The 16,148-nt window shown below is 63.4% G+C and carries 15 protein-coding genes and 2 pseudogenes; 4 read left to right on the forward strand and 13 right to left on the reverse strand.

What is annotated here, in order from left to right; all coding sequences use genetic code 11:
• Positions 1 to 234: 234 nt before the first annotated feature.
• Positions 235 to 396 (forward strand): hypothetical protein, encoded by a 162-nt coding sequence (locus WS62_RS37540; RefSeq protein ID WP_197422895.1) that lies wholly within the window; start codon positions 235 to 237, stop codon positions 394 to 396.
• A 335-nt stretch (positions 397 to 731) separates the two neighbouring features.
• On the opposite strand, the gene WS62_RS38370 is transcribed toward WS62_RS37540, so the two are convergent.
• Positions 732 to 890 carry a hypothetical protein gene (locus tag WS62_RS38370; RefSeq protein WP_231748379.1) on the reverse strand — a complete coding sequence of 53 codons (159 nt, stop codon included), beginning with the start codon at positions 888 to 890 and terminating at the stop codon, positions 732 to 734.
• A gap of 384 nt (positions 891 to 1,274) precedes the next feature.
• On the reverse strand, positions 1,275 to 2,024 hold the full coding sequence (locus WS62_RS21805; RefSeq protein WP_066575169.1) for an SDR family NAD(P)-dependent oxidoreductase: 750 nt from the start codon (positions 2,022 to 2,024) through the stop codon (positions 1,275 to 1,277).
• A gap of 66 nt (positions 2,025 to 2,090) precedes the next feature.
• Between WS62_RS21805 and WS62_RS34545 the strand changes: the two genes are divergently transcribed.
• A complete protein-coding gene (locus WS62_RS34545) occupies positions 2,091 to 3,011 on the forward strand; it encodes a LysR family transcriptional regulator (protein ID WP_082721187.1) in 921 nt (306 codons plus the stop codon).
• Between the two features lie 26 nt (positions 3,012 to 3,037).
• Here the strand turns inward: WS62_RS34545 and WS62_RS21815 are convergent.
• From WS62_RS21815 to WS62_RS21830, 4 genes and pseudogenes are all read right to left on the reverse strand, one after another.
• Positions 3,038 to 3,828 (reverse strand): annotated as a pseudogene (locus WS62_RS21815) (tyrosine-type recombinase/integrase); the annotation flags it as partial.
• Positions 3,829 to 3,946: 118 nt separating this feature from the next.
• The gene (locus tag WS62_RS21820) at positions 3,947 to 4,861 is read right to left on the reverse strand and encodes an NAD-dependent epimerase/dehydratase family protein (RefSeq protein WP_066575174.1); all 915 of its coding nucleotides are present in this window, start codon (positions 4,859 to 4,861) and stop codon (positions 3,947 to 3,949) included.
• A 58-nt stretch (positions 4,862 to 4,919) separates the two neighbouring features.
• Positions 4,920 to 5,375 (reverse strand): carboxymuconolactone decarboxylase family protein, encoded by a 456-nt coding sequence (locus tag WS62_RS21825; RefSeq protein ID WP_066575175.1) that lies wholly within the window; start codon positions 5,373 to 5,375, stop codon positions 4,920 to 4,922.
• Positions 5,376 to 5,400: 25 nt separating this feature from the next.
• Positions 5,401 to 5,817 carry a cupin domain-containing protein gene (locus tag WS62_RS21830; RefSeq protein ID WP_066575180.1) on the reverse strand — a complete coding sequence of 139 codons (417 nt, stop codon included), beginning with the start codon at positions 5,815 to 5,817 and terminating at the stop codon, positions 5,401 to 5,403.
• Positions 5,818 to 5,958: 141 nt separating this feature from the next.
• Here WS62_RS21830 and pdxR point away from each other — a divergent pair, with 141 nt between their 5' ends.
• Positions 5,959 to 7,317, forward strand: coding sequence for a MocR-like pyridoxine biosynthesis transcription factor PdxR (pdxR, locus tag WS62_RS21835; protein ID WP_331460082.1), 1,359 nt, complete (start codon positions 5,959 to 5,961; stop codon positions 7,315 to 7,317).
• 238 nt (positions 7,318 to 7,555) lie between these two features.
• Here the strand turns inward: pdxR and WS62_RS21840 are convergent, their stop codons facing one another.
• Positions 7,556 to 7,975 (reverse strand): RidA family protein, encoded by a 420-nt coding sequence (locus WS62_RS21840; RefSeq protein WP_066575183.1) that lies wholly within the window; start codon positions 7,973 to 7,975, stop codon positions 7,556 to 7,558.
• Between the two features lie 42 nt (positions 7,976 to 8,017).
• Complete coding sequence (gene hppD / locus WS62_RS21845) at positions 8,018 to 9,058, reverse strand: 4-hydroxyphenylpyruvate dioxygenase (RefSeq protein WP_066575185.1); 1,041 nt, start codon at positions 9,056 to 9,058, stop codon at positions 8,018 to 8,020.
• A 103-nt stretch (positions 9,059 to 9,161) separates the two neighbouring features.
• Here hppD and WS62_RS21850 point away from each other — a divergent pair, with 103 nt between their 5' ends.
• On the forward strand, positions 9,162 to 9,635 hold the full coding sequence (locus tag WS62_RS21850; RefSeq protein ID WP_066575186.1) for an Lrp/AsnC family transcriptional regulator: 474 nt from the start codon (positions 9,162 to 9,164) through the stop codon (positions 9,633 to 9,635).
• A 522-nt stretch (positions 9,636 to 10,157) separates the two neighbouring features.
• Here the strand turns inward: WS62_RS21850 and guaA are convergent.
• The 5 genes and pseudogenes from guaA to WS62_RS21875 all read right to left on the reverse strand — a co-directional run bounded on the left by guaA (position 10,158) and on the right by WS62_RS21875 (position 16,059).
• On the reverse strand, positions 10,158 to 11,777 hold the full coding sequence (gene guaA / locus WS62_RS21855) for a glutamine-hydrolyzing GMP synthase (RefSeq protein ID WP_066575187.1): 1,620 nt from the start codon (positions 11,775 to 11,777) through the stop codon (positions 10,158 to 10,160).
• 127 nt (positions 11,778 to 11,904) lie between these two features.
• Positions 11,905 to 12,521 (reverse strand): annotated as a pseudogene (locus tag WS62_RS21860) (hypothetical protein).
• A gap of 6 nt (positions 12,522 to 12,527) precedes the next feature.
• Positions 12,528 to 13,988, reverse strand: coding sequence for an IMP dehydrogenase (gene guaB, locus WS62_RS21865; protein WP_066575188.1), 1,461 nt, complete (start codon positions 13,986 to 13,988; stop codon positions 12,528 to 12,530).
• A gap of 462 nt (positions 13,989 to 14,450) precedes the next feature.
• Positions 14,451 to 15,200, reverse strand: a complete 750-nt coding sequence (locus WS62_RS21870; protein WP_066575357.1) for a DUF2182 domain-containing protein — start codon at positions 15,198 to 15,200, stop codon at positions 14,451 to 14,453.
• 94 nt (positions 15,201 to 15,294) lie between these two features.
• Positions 15,295 to 16,059: a DUF899 domain-containing protein gene (locus WS62_RS21875; protein WP_066575189.1), complete on the reverse strand. Its 765-nt coding sequence runs from the start codon at positions 16,057 to 16,059 to the stop codon at positions 15,295 to 15,297.
• Positions 16,060 to 16,148 lie beyond the last annotated feature (89 nt).

Consider the following 16,148-nt stretch of genomic DNA (forward strand, 5'->3'; position numbering starts at 1 on the left):
GACGGATGCTCGCTACGCTGCTCTCGTACCAGACGGACTGCGCGCTCCCGGACTTCCGGGGAAAACTTGCTTGGCTTCTTGCTCATGGCTCCATTCTCTCAAGAGTTCGAGCCTCCACCAAATCCGGGGCGGTTCAGACTTAGGCTTGAGGTTACGTAGTGCAGCGTCGGTGAGCATCGAGGTTTTTCTCCTGTTTGTGACGGCTTTTACCGTCAGAGGCCAGGAGACCTGCTGATGCTCGGAAAGCCGCATAAAACCAGCTTTCCCGAGAAGACTTTTACCGTCAAAGACGGCTTTGGTCTGGATAGTGAACGGGAGGGTCTTAATCCGGCCGTCGGTTCTTACCTCCAGTTCTACCGCCAACCTGTCCTGCTGGCCCGCGATAGCCACCGATAGCTACCGCGACGCATTTCTTTACAAATCAATGCGTTACGTTAGTTTTTCAATAGCTAGCGATAGTCCCCGAAGGACCTGATTTCACTCCCACTCGATTGTCAATCCAGTGGCTGGAGTCTTGTGGGGGCGGCGTTTCTGCGTGGTCATGCGGCGTCGATACCGTTAGAGATACCGACAATCATGCCCAGCAGTTGACGGCTGTAGTCGGAACGCATCGGAGGATCAACACCCGCTTTGCTTGAAAAAGCGCGAGCACTTACCGGCTCAGGACGATTTGTGAGCACGATACCGTCGTTGATACCGTCAGGCTCGTTCGAACGCGGTTCTCGGTACCGTCACAACCGCAATGCTGCACCAAGATTGTCGTGCTCGAAGGCACTGGCCATGCGTGCGATCTCTGCGCGCCTGCAACCAACCTCAGCGGCAACCACCTGCCATGTCCGGGTCACGTCGGCCACCTCCCGGATCGTGGCCCGAGCCTGTTTCAGCGACAAGCCGAAAAACTCCGCCGCATTTTCAAGGAGGCCCCGACCACGTTCCCTCGTCGAGATCGATGTTAGTCGTCAGGATGCGTGTCTTGACGTCGGTCGGCGTGGGATTGAGGTCACAGGCTGGTGACAATATGGTTTCATGAAATTTAACGTGCGCCAAGTACGTGCATAGATCGCTTGCGGTCATGGTTTCGGTCGATTGTGATCACTGCACCTGGTTGCGGTGATCACCCATCTGCGAATAATCGACCAGAAGCTGCCACTCGTCACATCCGCAAGCAGACGTCCAAAGCATCGGAACAGCGCTCCAGTTCTGCGAGTCGCGCGCTAATCCAGGCAACACACCAGCCTCTCTCCCACTGGGTCGTGGGAGAGAGGCTCGTGTAGTTACACCTGCGCGAAACCGCCATCGACCGGAAGGTCAATGCCCGTGATGTAGCTGCTGTTCTCTGAAGCCAGGAAGAGGGCAGCAGCGGCCAGTTCCTCAGGACGGCCAAGGCGTCCCATCGGCGTCATGCCCGAGAACGCTTTCTTCGCTACATCCGCCTGTTCCTTGCTGGTGAACTGACCATCGATGATCGGCGTATCAGTAGCTCCGGGACTCAAGGTGTTGACGCGGATGCCACGGTCCTTCAGCTCCATGGTCCAAGTCTTGGCCAGTGAACGCAGGGCCGCCTTGGTGGCGCTGTACACGTCGTACGCCGGGAGGCCCTTGTCGGCGACGATCGAGGACGTGAGGATGACGGAACCACCATGCTTCATCAGCGGCAACGCCTTCTGCACGGTGAAGATGACACCGCGGAGGTTGATGTTCAATGTCTTGTCGTAGTGTTCCAGCGTGATCTGATCGATCGTCTTCTGCTCGACAAAGCCAGCGTTGGCAAACACAACATCAACGACACCCTTTTCGGATTCGATGGTTTTGTAGAGTGCGTCCAGATCGGCGAGATTGGCGACGTCGCCTTTAACTGCTGTCACGTTCTTGCCGATCGCAGCTTTGGCCTTGTCGAGCTCGGCTTCACGCCGGCCCATGATGTACACGTAGGCACCCTCCTCGACGAACCGCTTTGCTGCAGCCAGGCCGATACCGCTGCTGCCGCCGGTGATGACGGCCACTTTGCTCTTCAGTTGCATGATGAATCTCCAGTTGGGTTGCGACGCTGGGAAGAGTATTCTGTGCGTTAACGCAAAGGAAGTAGCAATATGCGCAAATCAAACTTGCAAAAAAGCACATCACCTCTCGCGTGGGACGATCTGCGCACGGTGCTGGCCGTCGCGCGCGAAGGCAGTCTCAGTGGGGCTGCCCGTGTGCTACAGGTCGAGCATTCGACGGTCTTCCGGCGTATCCGCGGAATCGAAGAGCGCTTCGGCGCCGAACTATTCGAGCGCGGACGCAACGGCTATTCGCCGACCGCTCATGGCGAGGCCGTGGCGGAGTCGGCGCGAGTCATGGAGGAGGCTGCACTAGCTGCCGAGCGCCGTGTTCTCGGAGCCGACGTCAGACTGAGTGGCGTCGTGCGGATCGCCACGACGGAGATATTCGCCGCATATCTTCTGCCTGAAGTGTTGCCAACCTTTCTCGATGCAAATCCAGAGATCGAGATTGAGATCGACGTCGCGAACCAGAATGTCAACCTTACGCATCGCGAAGCGGACCTTGCACTCCGAATTGCCGATCAGCCAGCCGAGCATCTGTACGGGCGGAAGGTCGGAGAGCTACGCTACGCCGTATTCGCTCACCGCCGGTACTTTCGCGGAGGCAAGGCACCCAAACTGGAGGAGTTGCCGTGGATCGGGTTCGACGAGAGTTTGCGCCGGGTGGCGATCGCACGATGGCTCGATGCACGACTGCCGGGAATGCGTCCCAGATTGCGGGCCGATTCGGTCATCGCGATCATGCACGCTGCGGCTGCTGGAATAGGTGCTGCAATTCTTCCGCTGCTTGCGGCAGACGCCAATTCATCGCTGCGCCGCGTGACTGGCGTCCTGGAAGAGCTACCCGTACCGCTTTGGGTACTCAACCATGCCGATGTTCGCGAAAACGCGCGCGTGAGGGCGCTTTCGCGTCATCTGGCGACCACGCTGCCCGTGATTCTCAAGAGGCTCCAACAAAGCCAATCGTGACATGGGCGTTGGACTCGGCTAGCTGCTGTCTCGAAGGTAACCAGGATGTCCAGGGCCTGCTGGCTCAGATAGACATTGTGCGCGCGACCAGCCTTCATCCGGTCCTTCGGAATTGTCCAGATCGCTGCATTGAAGTCCACCTCGCTCCAGCGAGCAAGGATAAATTCCGACTTGCGCACCAGCGTCAACAGCATGAACTTGATCGCCAGACGCAGCGTGGGGAGCGTGGGCGTGCGCTCCTAGCACATGGATCTCCCCGGGTGTCAGTGCCCGGTCTCGCGGCTTGAAGGTAGCAATAGCGGAGGGCCGTATGTCTTCTGCAGGATTGGCTACCTTCAGCTCTTGCCTGCACAAAACGATAGACCTGGAGGACGATGTCGCGTGCCTGAACGGCAGGTGCAGCCGCACCCCGCTCCTTGATCTTCTCGCACCTCATTAGGAGTCTTGAAGGTGTGATCTCTTCGAGCTTCAGCCGCCCGAACTCCGCTGCGAGATTCCAGTCGTAGACGGACTTCCTCATCGCGCGGGTCGATTCCGCGAGCGTGGCTTCCGCGAAGTATATTTCGGCCCACTTCCCCAACGTCATCGCTTCGGCCGCTTCTACACGCTTTTCAACCTTGCTTCTGGACGGACTGGCGCCCTGCTCCACTTCCCGACGAGCACGCTCAAGGAGCAGCCTTGCTTCCGCAAGACGCATCGACATGCCAAAGGAAAGTTCGTCGGCAGCGCGTGCACCGCGTGCTGGCAGCCCGGGATCGTAGCGGCCAATGACCAGGGTCTCCCGGCGACCATTCAGACGATAGTCGAAGCGGAAACACGCCGGTCGCATAGCCGTACACGAGCACCGGCTCGTAGGGGAGATAGCTTGTTGGCATCTTCTAACAACGTTTTACCCGGCCCGCCCGGATGACATCAGATTTCTGCCGCGCACGCTCCTAGGCTGCGCTGCTCATCCACAGAAGCGGCCTGGGCGCGAATCCGAGCTTCGCTTTGGCTCGGTCATTTGAAGCGCCGGTCAGCCGCGTGTGGTAAAAGACCGCTTCCTCGCCAGCCAAATTCGGCGCGTCGTTCACGCTGACGCTCGGCGGCGGCGCGCCGACCCAGCGTGCGAACGCCGGCAGCCATTCAGCGACGGGCAGGGGATCGTCGTCGACGATGTTGTAGACGCCAGGCTCGGACGTCAACGCGGCGACGGTTGCCGCGATGGCGTCGTCGATATGGACGAACGACCAGACGGCATTGCCTTCTCCGATGATCGCCGATTCGCCGTTGCGCGCCTGTTCGGCAATCGCGCCGTCGGGGCGGTACCAGGTGCCGGGACCATAGAAGAAGCCGTAGCGCAGCACGACACCATCGAGTGATGGCGAGGCAAGTACCTTGTCCTCATACTCGCCAATGGTACGCGCGCTCTCGCCAATTTCGCCTGGCGCGTCGTACCTGAGCCTGGCTGTCTCGTCGGCGAGCCATCCCGCCGGAGCATCCAGGTAGAATCCGCGAGATTGCACGATATAGCGGCCGACACCCAACTCCCGGGCCGCGGCGAGCAGGTTGGTGCCGCCCTCGCGATGAAGGCGCGTGTCGTTGGGCATCGACTTGATAATGTCCGCGGGGTTGGCGGGAAGCCAGGTCAACTGGTCGATGACGACGTCCGGCGAGGCGACCTCGATTGCGGAACGTACGGCACCGGCGTCGAAAGCGTCGGCACACGTTGGTACCGCGCCGAGCTCGCGCAGGCGATCCACGCCCGCGCCTGCGCGAGTCATGCCGATCACCTGATGGCCGAGCGTGCATAGCACGCGGACGAGCGGCAATCCCACGGCGCCTGTCGCGCCGGCAACGAAAATCTTCATGAGTATCTCCTGTTGGCGACGCGGCGATCCAGGCGCCGCGAAACCCGACCACCTCGCCTCAGATTTCCTGCACGGCCTGGGGCGTGTTCCGGAAGCTGATGGCCATCCGGTTGTACGTGTTCATCAGGCTGATTGCGATCGTCAGGTCCACGAGCTCGCGCTCGTCGAACTCGGCGCGGACCGCGTCGTACGCCGCATCGGGGACGCCAGTCCTCGCGACGCACGTGACTGACTCGGCCCACGCAAGCGCGGCGCGCTCGCGCGCGTCAAACAGATTGCCGGCTTCGGACCACGCCTGCACCAGCGCCAGCTTTTCGAACTTCACGCCTTTCTTCAGCAGGTCGCGCGTGTGCATGTCGAGGCAGTACGCGCAGTTGTTGATCTGCGACACGCGCAAGTACACCAGTTCGACGAGAACCGGGGAAAGGCTGCTCTGCATGACGTAGCCGTAGACTCCGCCAAGCGCCTTGACGCCCGCGGGTGCGATCTGGTTGTAGTCGAGACGCTTGCTCATGTTTTTGCTCCTTGATGTGCTTGATTTACTTGACGGGTGTGGTCAGGGCCTTGTCGTTGGAATCAACCACGAACACCGCGAGCAGTTTCGCGGGCTGGGTCTTGCTCGCGTTACGGCTCACGCGGTGAAGCGAACCAGGATCCTCGAAGAAGCTTTCGCCGGCACGGTAGACCCGCTTCGGGCCGTCATTGACTTGTGACTCGATGGCACCCGAGACGACGTACGCATAGATGAATGCCGATTTGGCATGAGTGTGCGTCGGCGACGCGCCACCGGGCGCATAGTCGACCTCCACCGCGATCAATGACTTGCCGGGAATGTTGGGGATGGCATGCTCGAAGTTGGGTACAACGGTTTCACCGGTCTCATGCGCAGTAGCGGACATTGTGACGGCGAAGGCAACGGTTGTGCAGGCGGCAGCGAGGACAGATCGAATGTTCATAAAGATGCTTCTCCTTAGGACCCTTGTATTGTGTCGGCGAGCTGGGCCACAAGTAAGAACCAGGAATGAACATCTTTTATGTACCATGAACGCATGACCAGGCCACTGCAAATACAGCTCGATCGGTCTGCGAAGGCTTCATTGGCCGAGCAGATCCGCAACGCGATCAGCACCGCAATAGAGAGCGGCGTGCTTGCGCCGGGAGCACGTCTGCCATCATGGCAGGACCTCGCAGCCCAGCTTGGTGTCGCCCGTGGCACGGTGCGCGAGGCATATGACCGACTTGCCAACGCTCAACTCATTATTGCTTCCCGGGCGGCCGGAACACGGGTGGCGGATCGGCCGCCCGTTCCCGTTCAGGTGGAAGAACGGCCTGATCCGGGCTCGTTCATGGAGATGTACGGGGAACTCACTGCCGGGCCGGCGATTTTCCAGATGGGCGTGCCCGCCCAGGAAACGCTACCCGCCAAACTCTTCACAAAAGTTCGGTCATTCGCTCTGCGCGCGGAATCGAGCGCTTCAGTAGTGTATCCCGATCCTCGGGGCGAACTGGAATTGCGGCGCGAAATAGCGGCCTACCTCGCCATTGCGCGCGGCATCACGTGCTCGCCCGCCCAGATCGTCATTACGAGCGGCTTTAGCGGCGGGCTCGGACTGACACTACGTGTACTGGGCCTGGAGGGTAAAAAGGCGTGGGTCGAGAACCCTAGTTTTCCGTTCACGCGACACGGGTTGGAACTCGCGAATATGTCACTTTCGCCGATACCGGTGGATGCGGAAGGGCTCAATATCGATTACGGCCTCCAATATGAGCCGAATACCGATCTGGTTGTCGTAACCCCCGGGCAGCAGGCGCCGCTCGGTCCCACGCTTTCGCTCGCCAGGCGTCTGCGCCTTCTCGACTGGGCGGCAAAAGAAGGAGTCTGGGTGATTGAAGACGACTACCTGAGCGAGCTCCAACTGACGGCGCGTGCTGCACCGGCGCTCGCATCGCTTGATCGTGGCCAGCGTGTCATTCATATTGGTTCGTTCAGCAAAACGATCAGTCCCGCACTGCGGTTGGGCTTCGTTGTCGCCCCCTTGCCGCTCGTATCCCGGTTCGCAGAAGTGGCAGCATGCCTGGCCCCGGCACCCTGGCTGTCTGTGCAACTCGCGACTGCGCAGTTCATGCACGACGGACACTACATGCGCCATCTTCGACGCATGAAGCGCCTTTATGCCGGTCAACGTGACGCGTTGCTTGCATGCCTCGACCAGCGCGCTTTCGAGACGGCGACTGCCGGTTTGGCTGTACTCGTGCGGTTGCCGGACGGCGTCTCGGACATTTCCATTGCGAGAGCATTGTTAGCGTTCGGATTGGGTCCCGCACCGCTGTCACCCTGGTATATGTCGCCGGCCTCTGCGAGGTCAGGACTTCTGCTGGGAGTCGCGACCTCACCGGAGAGAAACCTCGCCAGATCCTGTGACCAGCTGTATGAGGTGATAAGACGCCATGCATGAAGTAGCAATGCTACGTTGGTGCCCAATGCGCCAACATACGGAACCACGGCGCCGGCCTCTTGCTGACCTCCAGCACCGGAGCGGAGCCCCGTTCGCGCGCGATTCAGGCGGTATGACTTTCTGTGAGCCTGCAGCTGAATTGCCGTGAGGAATCAGACGCGGGATAGCATCGCTGCCAGAGCCGCACGGTGTGCGCAGGGACACACTCCGGCGATATCCGGCATGGAGGCCATTGGGCTTACGCGGAGCGTGTCATAGCCACCGCCTTGATTTCGACAAGAAGTGTCGGCCTGGCCAGCGCGGCTACGCCGAGGATGGTCCACGCAGGAGCATCCACCTTGATGTAGCGATCCTTGATTTCGCGGAACGTTGCGAGTTGTGTCCCGACATCCACGTGATAGCTGACCAACTCGACGAGATCCTCGAAGCCGAGCCCCGCCGCCTGCAGAATCGCGCCCAGCCTCTGAAATGCGAGATCGATCTGCTCCTCCACACTCGCCGGCACGGTCCCGTCTGCCCGGATGCCGATCTGGCCGGCGATGAACAGCAAGCCGGCCGCCGCAACGGCTGGCGCGTAGTTGAACGTCCTGAAAACCTCGGTGCTGCCGAAAACCGGGTGTGGATCCGAAAGGGCAACGGTCGTCTTGGAAGAATGCATGGTGGGTACCTTGTGAAAGAAAAGATGCTGAACAGGCTCCGTCTACGAAGCATTCAATGATCCGCGCCGAACCTGATCCTGTTCCTGCGATTCGAAGAGCGCCTTGAAATTGCCTTCGCCAAACCCGTCCTCGCCGCGTCGCTCGATGATCTCGAAAAAGATCGGGCCGATCTGGCGGCGCGTGAAGCGTTGCAGCAGAATCCTCCCGTCGCTCTTGCCGTCGACGAGAATGCCTCGGCGCTCCATGTTTTCGAGGTTCTGCCCATGACCGGGAACCCGGGCGTCCAGGTTCCGGTAGTAGGTGTTAGGCGGCGCGTCGATGAAGTCGATCCCGGCGGTTTCCATGGCCGCGATCGTCTGCTCGATGTTCGATGACAGGAAGGCGATGTGCTGAATGCCCTCGCCGCCGTAGTCGCGGATGAACTCGTCGTTCTGGTTCAGGACGCCGGGCTGGTCGTGCGCGGCGGCGGCAATCGGGATCGACACCTTTCCGCACGGGCTCACCATCGACCGCGCCCGCATCCCCGTTTGCCTGCCTTTCACATCCAGATATTGCTTCTGGACGAAGGCGAAGGTGGCTTGGTAGAAGTCGGCCCAGCGGTCGAGGTTCTCCGGCTTGACGATGTTCGACGTGTGGTCGATTGCCTGGATGGCGACATTCGCCACCTCGACAGCCTGCCCCGGCCGATACGGCGTCGAAAACACCGACTCGACGTCGTGATCGACGAAATAGACGAGGCTGTCGCCAATGCCCACGATCGCCGGCGCGTCGATGACGAACTCGCCAGACTCGGCCGGCGTCGCCCGACGCGCACCGCCCTCAAGCGCCAGTGCCAACGCATTCGCAGCGTTGTCGACGTGGATCGCGATCGCGCGCGCCGACGCCCCGTGAACGTCCCGGAACGGATTCGGCGCAGGATTCACGATCAGGACAGCTTCGCCCTGGCGCAGGAGGATTGCCCCCGTGCGTGCGCGCTGCCCCAGTGCCTTGAATCCGAGCTTTCCGAACAGGGCAACCAGCGCGTCGGAATCCGGGCATGCAAACTCGACGAAGGCAAAACCTGCTGTCGTCACGGTACTCATTGAACGCTCCACATTTAAGTCGGGAATGGAGCAAGTTTGCTTTATATTGACGCGCCACTCGCCTTAGAATCGAAAGTCAGGACACCATCTATCTTTTATTTCCATGGAAACCGCAGATCGGAACTTTCTCGACGCAATCGACCTGAAGCTGGTGCAGATGTTGCTGCGCGACGGCAGGGCTCCCTACAAGTCACTCGCGGCAGAAGTCGGATTGACTGCGCCCGCGTGTGCGGAGCGCGTCCGGCGCTTGAAGGAGCGCGGCGTGATCAAGGGGTATCGCGCCGAAGTGGATTGGACGCGGCTGGGTTTTCCGATCAACGCCATGATCCGCATCGGGGCTTCCGCGGAGCGGGGCACCAGTCTTCTAAAGACGTTTCGCGAAACGCCGAACGTGGTGGAGGTCATGCGGGTCACCGGGGAGGACAGCTACGTCCTCCACGTGTTGACCCGGTCGAGCGCGGAGCTAGAGGCCGTCATCGACAGAATTGGCAGCTTCGGCACGATCACGACTTCGCTTGTGCTCTCGATTCCCATGCCAGCAGCTGAGCGGGTCAGTCAAGTGCTTTCGGCCAAATAGTTGGGTGCGCCGCCACAGCGATGGCCGAGATTCCTGCACTGAGGATCGGGCAGGTTCCGGAGTGGATCAGGCGTTCGAATGACGGGTTTCTGCGACGGGTGAGCGGCAACTATTGGCTGGTTTCTGCCCCATGCCCAAAACCGGTTCGAACACGAAGTCCGCCAAAGCCTATCGCGAGAAGCCATCATTGCACAGCAATTCTGAGTACCCGCCAATTGAGATCTTGATCGGGCTCCCGAGCATCGCTGCAATTCTGGTCTCCCGCAGCGTCTATCTCATCGCTTGCAGATACCGTCAAGGCCGCTGACGGTATCAAGCGCGCCGCTATGCATGCTGCCCGCGTATACCGTCAGAAATACCGTCAAATTGTGGTGGCTTTGGCTCCCTGCCGGGGCAGATGCGCTTCAAGAATTCCCTTATTTCTCAAGAGCTTATAGACCTGCCTCGGCCAATTTAGAATTGGGTGCGGCTTATTTACAACCCGTCGCAAGCTATTGATTTTTAAAAGGAATTTGAGAACCCCTACTCCCACTCGATCGTCGCCGGCGGCTTGCCCGACACGTCGTACACGACCCGGTTGATTCCGCGCACTTCGTTGATGATCCGATTCGACACGCGGCCGAGCAGCGCATACGGCAGATGCGCCCAGTGCGCGGTCATGAAGTCGGTGGTCTGCACGGCGCGCAGCGCAGTCACGTAGTCGTACGTGCGGCCGTCGCCCATCACGCCGACCGACTTCACCGGCAGGAACACCGCGAACGCCTGGCTCGTCAGGTCGTACCAGCTCTTGCCGACCTGCGACGGCTCGCAGAGGCCCGCCGCCGCATCCTGCTCGGTCGCGCTCGTCGCGCGGAGTTCTTCGATGAAGATCGCGTCGGCGCGGCGCAGCAGTTCCGCGTAATCGCGCTTCACTTCGCCGAGGATCCGCACGCCGAGGCCCGGGCCCGGGAACGGATGGCGATACACCATCTCCGCCGGCAGGCCGAGCGCAACGCCCAGCTCGCGCACCTCGTCCTTGAACAGGTCGCGCAGCGGCTCGAGCAGCTTCAGGCCGAGCGTCTCCGGCAGGCCGCCGACGTTGTGGTGGCTCTTGATCGTCGTCGCCTTCTTCGTCTTCGCGCCGCCCGATTCGATCACGTCCGGGTAGATCGTCCCTTGCGCGAGCCATTTCGCGTTCGTCAGCTTCTTCGCCTCGGCCTGGAACACCTCGACGAATTCGCGGCCGATGATCTTGCGCTTGGCCTCCGGATCGGTGACGCCCGCGAGATGGCCGAGGAACTGCTCGGACGCGTCGACGTGCACGACCTTCGCATGCAGGCGGCCTTCGAACATCTCGAGCACCATCTTGCCTTCGTTCAGGCGCAACAGGCCATGATCGACGAACACGCAGGTCAGCTGATCGCCGATCGCGCAGTGGATCAGCGCAGCCGCGACGCTCGAATCGACGCCGCCCGACAGGCCGAGGATCACCTCCTCGTCGCCGACCTGTTCACGAATGCGCGCGACCGCCTCCTCGATGTGATCGCGCATGATCCAGTCGGGCGCGGCGCCTGCGATGTCGAGCACGAAGCGCTCGAGCAGCTTGCGGCCCTGCAGCGTGTGCGTGACTTCCGGATGGAACTGCACCGCGTAGTAGCCGCGCGCCTCGTCGGCCATGCCGGCGATCGGGCAGCTCGGCGTCGACGCCATCAGCGCGAAGCCGGGCGGCAGTTCGGCGACCTTGTCGCCGTGGCTCATCCACACCTTCAGCATCCCGTGGCCTTCCGGCGTCGCGAAATCCTGGATGCCGTCGAGCAGGCGCGTGTGGCCCTGCGCGCGCACTTCCGCGTAGCCGAATTCGCGATGGTCGCTCCACTCGACCTTGCCGCCGAGCTGCACGGCCATCGTCTGCATCCCGTAGCAAATGCCGAGCACCGGCACGCCGAGGTCCCACACCGCCTGCGGCGCGCGAAGCTGCTGGTCCTCATAGGTGCTCGCGTGGCTGCCGGACAGGATCACGCCCTTCGGTGCGAATTCGCGGACGAAGTCGTCGGTGACGTCGTTCGGGTGGATCTCGCAGTAGACGTGCGCTTCGCGGACGCGCCGCGCGATCAGTTGGGTGACTTGCGAACCGAAGTCGAGAATCAGGATTTTGTCGTGCATGGCAGCGGACGGGAAAAAGAACAATGGAATAACAAAAGCAGCGCCCGAGGCGCTGCATCGAATACGTATTCGGGCGATCGCGCGGCCGCGAAGCGTGGCGGCCTGACAGTCGTGAGAACCGGGCCGCTCACGGTTGCGACGGCGGTCGCGCCGCGTCGCTCGTCACAGCGCCTGCGCGCTCGGCCGACACCGCGCTCGCGCCCGTTGCCGATGCGGCGCTCGCCGCTCCGGTCGCGACGCCTGCACGCGACACGCTCGGCTCGATGCGCGCGGGGCGGCGGACGGCGTCACGGCCGGCTCCGCGGCGCGCTTCGACGCGACGCGCGCATCGGCCGCCTGCGCCTTCTCGCGCCGCCGCACCACGGCCGCGAGCCGCACGCCGCCGAAACCGATCACGAGCAGCACGGCGCCCGCGACCACCGACACGAATTGCCCGAACGACGACAACTGCGGCGAGCGGATCGCGAGCAGCCAGACGAGCGTCACGACACCCGTCAGCCAGTTCACGTGCCCGACCGCGCGCGCGACGCCCGCGGTCAGATCGCCGTTGAAGGCCGCGTGCACCGACAGCCACGCGAGGCCGAGGAGCGCGATGCCGAACGCCTGCCCGACCATCGCGGGATCGACGGTGACGAGTTGCAGCGCGTCGTACAGTGCTTTCCACGGCGTCAGCACGAACAGGAGGCCGAAGCCGGCAAGCAGGACGGCATCGATGAGAAGAACGGCGCGCAGCAACGGTTTCATCGGCGATCAGTCCACGTGATAGTTGGGGGCTTCCTTCGTGATCTGCACGTCGTGCACGTGCGACTCGCGCATGCCGGCTGCGGTGATCTGGACGAATTCGGCCTTCTCGTGCAGCTCGGCGATCGTCTTGCAGCCGCAGTAGCCCATGCTCGCGCGCACGCCGCCGATGAGCTGGAAGATGATCGCGTTGACCGAACCCTTGTACGCGACGCGGCCTTCGATGCCTTCCGGCACGAGCTTGTCGATGTTCGCGGAGTTGTCCTGGAAGTAGCGGTCCGCCGCGCCGTCCTTCATCGCGCCGACGGAACCCATGCCACGGTACGACTTGTACTGGCGGCCCTGATACAGGAACACGTCGCCCGGCGCTTCTTCGGTGCCGGCGAACATGCTGCCCATCATCACGGCGTTCGCGCCGGCGGCGAGCGCCTTCGACACGTCGCCCGAGAAGCGGACGCCGCCGTCGGCGACGCACGGCACGCCCGTGCCGCGCAGCGCGTCCGACACATTCGCGATCGCGCTGATCTGCGGCACGCCGACGCCCGCGACGATCCGCGTCGTGCAGATCGAGCCCGGGCCGATGCCGACCTTCACCGCATCCGCGCCGTATTCGACGAGCGCCTTCGCGGCGGATGCCGTCGCGATGTTGCCGCCGATCACCTCGACCTTCGGGAAGTTCTGCTTGACCCAGCGCACGCGCTCGAGCACGCCCTTGCTGTGGCCGTGCGCGGTATCGACGACGATCACGTCGACGCCCGCCTGCACGAGCAGCTCGACGCGCTCTTCGTTGTCCGGACCGACGCCGACCGCCGCGCCGACGCGCAGCTTGCCGTGTTCGTCCTTGCACGCTTCCGGGTGCTCGGTCTGCTTCGTGATGTCCTTGACCGTCATCAGGCCGCGCAGCTCGAACGCGTCGTTGACGACGAGCACGCGCTCGAGGCGGTGGCTGTGCATCAGCGCCTTCGCGTCCGCGAGCGGCGTGCCTTCGGCGACCGTCACGAGGCGCTCGCGCGGCGTCATGATCGACTTGACCGGCTCGTCGAGGCGGGTTTCGAAGCGCAGGTCGCGGTTCGTCACGATGCCGACGAGCTTCGGCCCCTCGACGACCGGGAAGCCCGAGATGCCGTGCTGGCGCGACAGCGCGATCACGTCGCGCACCTTCATGCTCGGCGGAACCGTGATCGGATCGCGCACGACGCCGGATTCGAAGCGCTTGACCTTCGCGACTTCGCGGGCCTGCTCGACGGGGGTGAGATTCTTGTGGACGATGCCGACGCCGCCTTGCTGCGCCATCGCGATCGCGAGGCGACCTTCGGTGACCGTGTCCATCGCGGCGGACACGAGCGGCATGTTCAGGGAGATGTTGCGGGTCAGCTGGGTCTTGAGGCTGGTGTCGCGCGGCAGAACGTCGGAGAACGCCGGGACGAGGAGCACGTCATCGAACGTGAGTGCTTTTTGGATCAGACGCATGGCAAATCCTATAGGCGCAAAAGCGAATTATACGCGAAGCTCGGTTAATTTTCACAACACGAACAACGGCTTAGGCGTTTTCGGGCGATTGCCCCCCGAATCGTTCGGATCCCGGTTCGAGTCCTTTTCGATCCGCTTTCGTTTCGCGCGGGCGCGCGTCCGTTCGCGCCGGGCCCGGACACGCGGGGACGGCGCGACGCTAGGCGGCGCGCGACGCGGCGCGAAAGCCCGTGTCGGCGGGCGGGCGGCGCGTCCTCGCCACGCCGTTGCCGGACGCTCGCCAGGCCGTCGCGTGACCCGATGACTCGGTGCTCCTGCAGTCCTAGTCCTTGCAGCCTTTGCGACCTACGCGCCCCGTTGCCCCCGCCGACTCCCGAGCCTCGACCGCATCAGCCCCGTCGGCAACGCGCCGCGCAAGCGCCCTGCCCGCGCTACCCGGCGCCGCCCGCATCGCATGCGGCGTCATCCGATCCCGACCGCTCGCGCAATCAAGATCGCCCCCGCCCCGACGCCGACGCCCCCGACGGCACGCGCAGCACGCTCGCCGGCCGGCGCAAGACGTTCGATGGCGATGGCGGCCGTCACGGCGGCCATCGCACGCCAATCCATGATCCCGATGACGAGCAGGCTCGCGGTGAGACCCGCGCTGCTGCAGCAGCAATGAAAACCGAAACGCGCACCTAATCGCCACGCCGCGCCGACGCGCTCAGGCAACGCGCCGCAGCGCCCCGGCGCCACGCGGCAACACGCCAGATGGCGCGCCTTCCACGCGGTGAACTGAAACGCGCCGGCGCTCAGCACGACTGCACCGGCCGCGACCGGAACAGCGCGCGAAAGCGCCGGCGCGCGCATCACGACGGCCGCCAGCGCGGCGCCGATCGCGTAAACGACGATGCCGGCCGCGGTCCACGCGAAGCCATACCCGGCCGCGACCGACGCGGCCCGCGGCCAGGCGCGCGCTTCGCGCATCCAGCCGGCCGCCCGCGCGACGCGCCACAGCATCGGCCCGACCGACGGCAACATCATCGCCGTCATCATCGCGATCCACATGCCGACGAACGACACCGCCGCGCCGGCCCACGTCCGCCCGCACATCTGCGTCCAGAGCGTCGACATCGCCCAGCCGCCCGGCATCGGCATCTCGCCCATCGCGGGCATGGACGCGAGCGATGCGACCGCCGCCGCGGCGCCGGCCGCGAAGACGAGCGCCAACGCGCCTCCAAGGGCTCCCGGCGCACCGCGCGCGGAAATCGCATGCTGCGCGATCCCGCGTCCGGGGCCGCGCCGGCGCCGGACGCGCGCAAGCTCAGCGCCCGCCGTACTCGTCATGGCGGCGCCACCAGACGCCCGCTTCGTTGCGCCCGTTCGGCGCGCGATCGAGCCACTGATACATGCCCCAGAGGCCATCGAGCCCGCGCGCGTACGTCGAATACGTGTGATAGACGACGCCGTCCTCGAGCACGAACGCGCTCATGCCCGGCCGATCGCGCGTGTACGTGCGCGCGTCGGTCCCGCAGGTGGCGGCGAACTCGGCGACGGGCGCAGGCGCGGGCGTCGCGTCCATCGCGTGGCCGCCGCGCCGGTAGTTGTATTCGACGCTCCCGTCGCGCTGCTGCGCGTCGGTGAAAGACACGTTGAAGTCGTAGTTGAAATCGCTGTCGAGCGACGATGCCCACGGAAACGTCCATCCCATGCGCGTCCTGTACGCCTGCAGCTTCGCGAGCGGTGCGCGCGACACCGCCGACAGCGTGACATCGTGATGCGCGAGATGAACGACGAAGCCGTCGAAGCCGTCCGCGATCGCCGAGCACGACGGGCATCCCGCCGTGTAGTCGGGTCCGAACATGAAGTGGTAGACGAGCAGTTGCGAGCGGCCGCGGAAAAGGCCCGCCAGCGACGCGCTTCCTTCGTCCGTCTCGAATCGATACGCCTTGTCGACGCGTACCCAAGGCAGCGCCTGACGTCGCCGCGCGAGTTCGTCGCCGCGCCGCGTGTGCGCTTTCTCCGCATCGAGCAGTTCGAGCCGCGCGGCGAGCCATTCTTCGCGCGTCCCGGTCATATGTGTCGCCATCGCCCGTCCCTCCTTTCCGTGTCGCACGCCGGTCGCTCGATCTCCGATCCCGCGCGCGGGTTGCGTGATCGTGGTGGTAGATTAGTGCC

It is taken from the genome of Burkholderia sp. ABCPW 14, from assembly GCF_001523835.1.
GTDB lineage: Bacteria > Pseudomonadota > Gammaproteobacteria > Burkholderiales > Burkholderiaceae > Burkholderia > Burkholderia mayonis.

Excerpts from the sequence above, each read along its gene's own strand:
- WS62_RS37540 (WP_197422895.1), top strand. The coding sequence starts at position 235 with ATGCTCGGAAAGCCGCATAAAACCAGCTTTCCCGAGAAGACTTTTACC.
- WS62_RS34545 (WP_082721187.1), top strand. The coding sequence starts at position 2,091 with ATGCGCAAATCAAACTTGCAAAAAAGCACATCACCTCTCGCGTGGGAC.
- WS62_RS21820 (WP_066575174.1), bottom strand. The coding sequence starts at position 4,861 with ATGAAGATTTTCGTTGCCGGCGCGACAGGCGCCGTGGGATTGCCGCTC.
- WS62_RS21825 (WP_066575175.1), bottom strand. The coding sequence starts at position 5,375 with ATGAGCAAGCGTCTCGACTACAACCAGATCGCACCCGCGGGCGTCAAG.
- WS62_RS21830 (WP_066575180.1), bottom strand. The coding sequence starts at position 5,817 with ATGAACATTCGATCTGTCCTCGCTGCCGCCTGCACAACCGTTGCCTTC.
- WS62_RS21840 (WP_066575183.1), bottom strand. The coding sequence starts at position 7,975 with ATGCATTCTTCCAAGACGACCGTTGCCCTTTCGGATCCACACCCGGTT.
- hppD (WP_066575185.1), bottom strand. The coding sequence starts at position 9,058 with ATGAGTACCGTGACGACAGCAGGTTTTGCCTTCGTCGAGTTTGCATGC.
- WS62_RS21850 (WP_066575186.1), top strand. The coding sequence starts at position 9,162 with ATGGAAACCGCAGATCGGAACTTTCTCGACGCAATCGACCTGAAGCTG.
- guaA (WP_066575187.1), bottom strand. The coding sequence starts at position 11,777 with ATGCACGACAAAATCCTGATTCTCGACTTCGGTTCGCAAGTCACCCAA.
- guaB (WP_066575188.1), bottom strand. The coding sequence starts at position 13,988 with ATGCGTCTGATCCAAAAAGCACTCACGTTCGATGACGTGCTCCTCGTC.
- WS62_RS21875 (WP_066575189.1), bottom strand. The coding sequence starts at position 16,059 with ATGGCGACACATATGACCGGGACGCGCGAAGAATGGCTCGCCGCGCGG.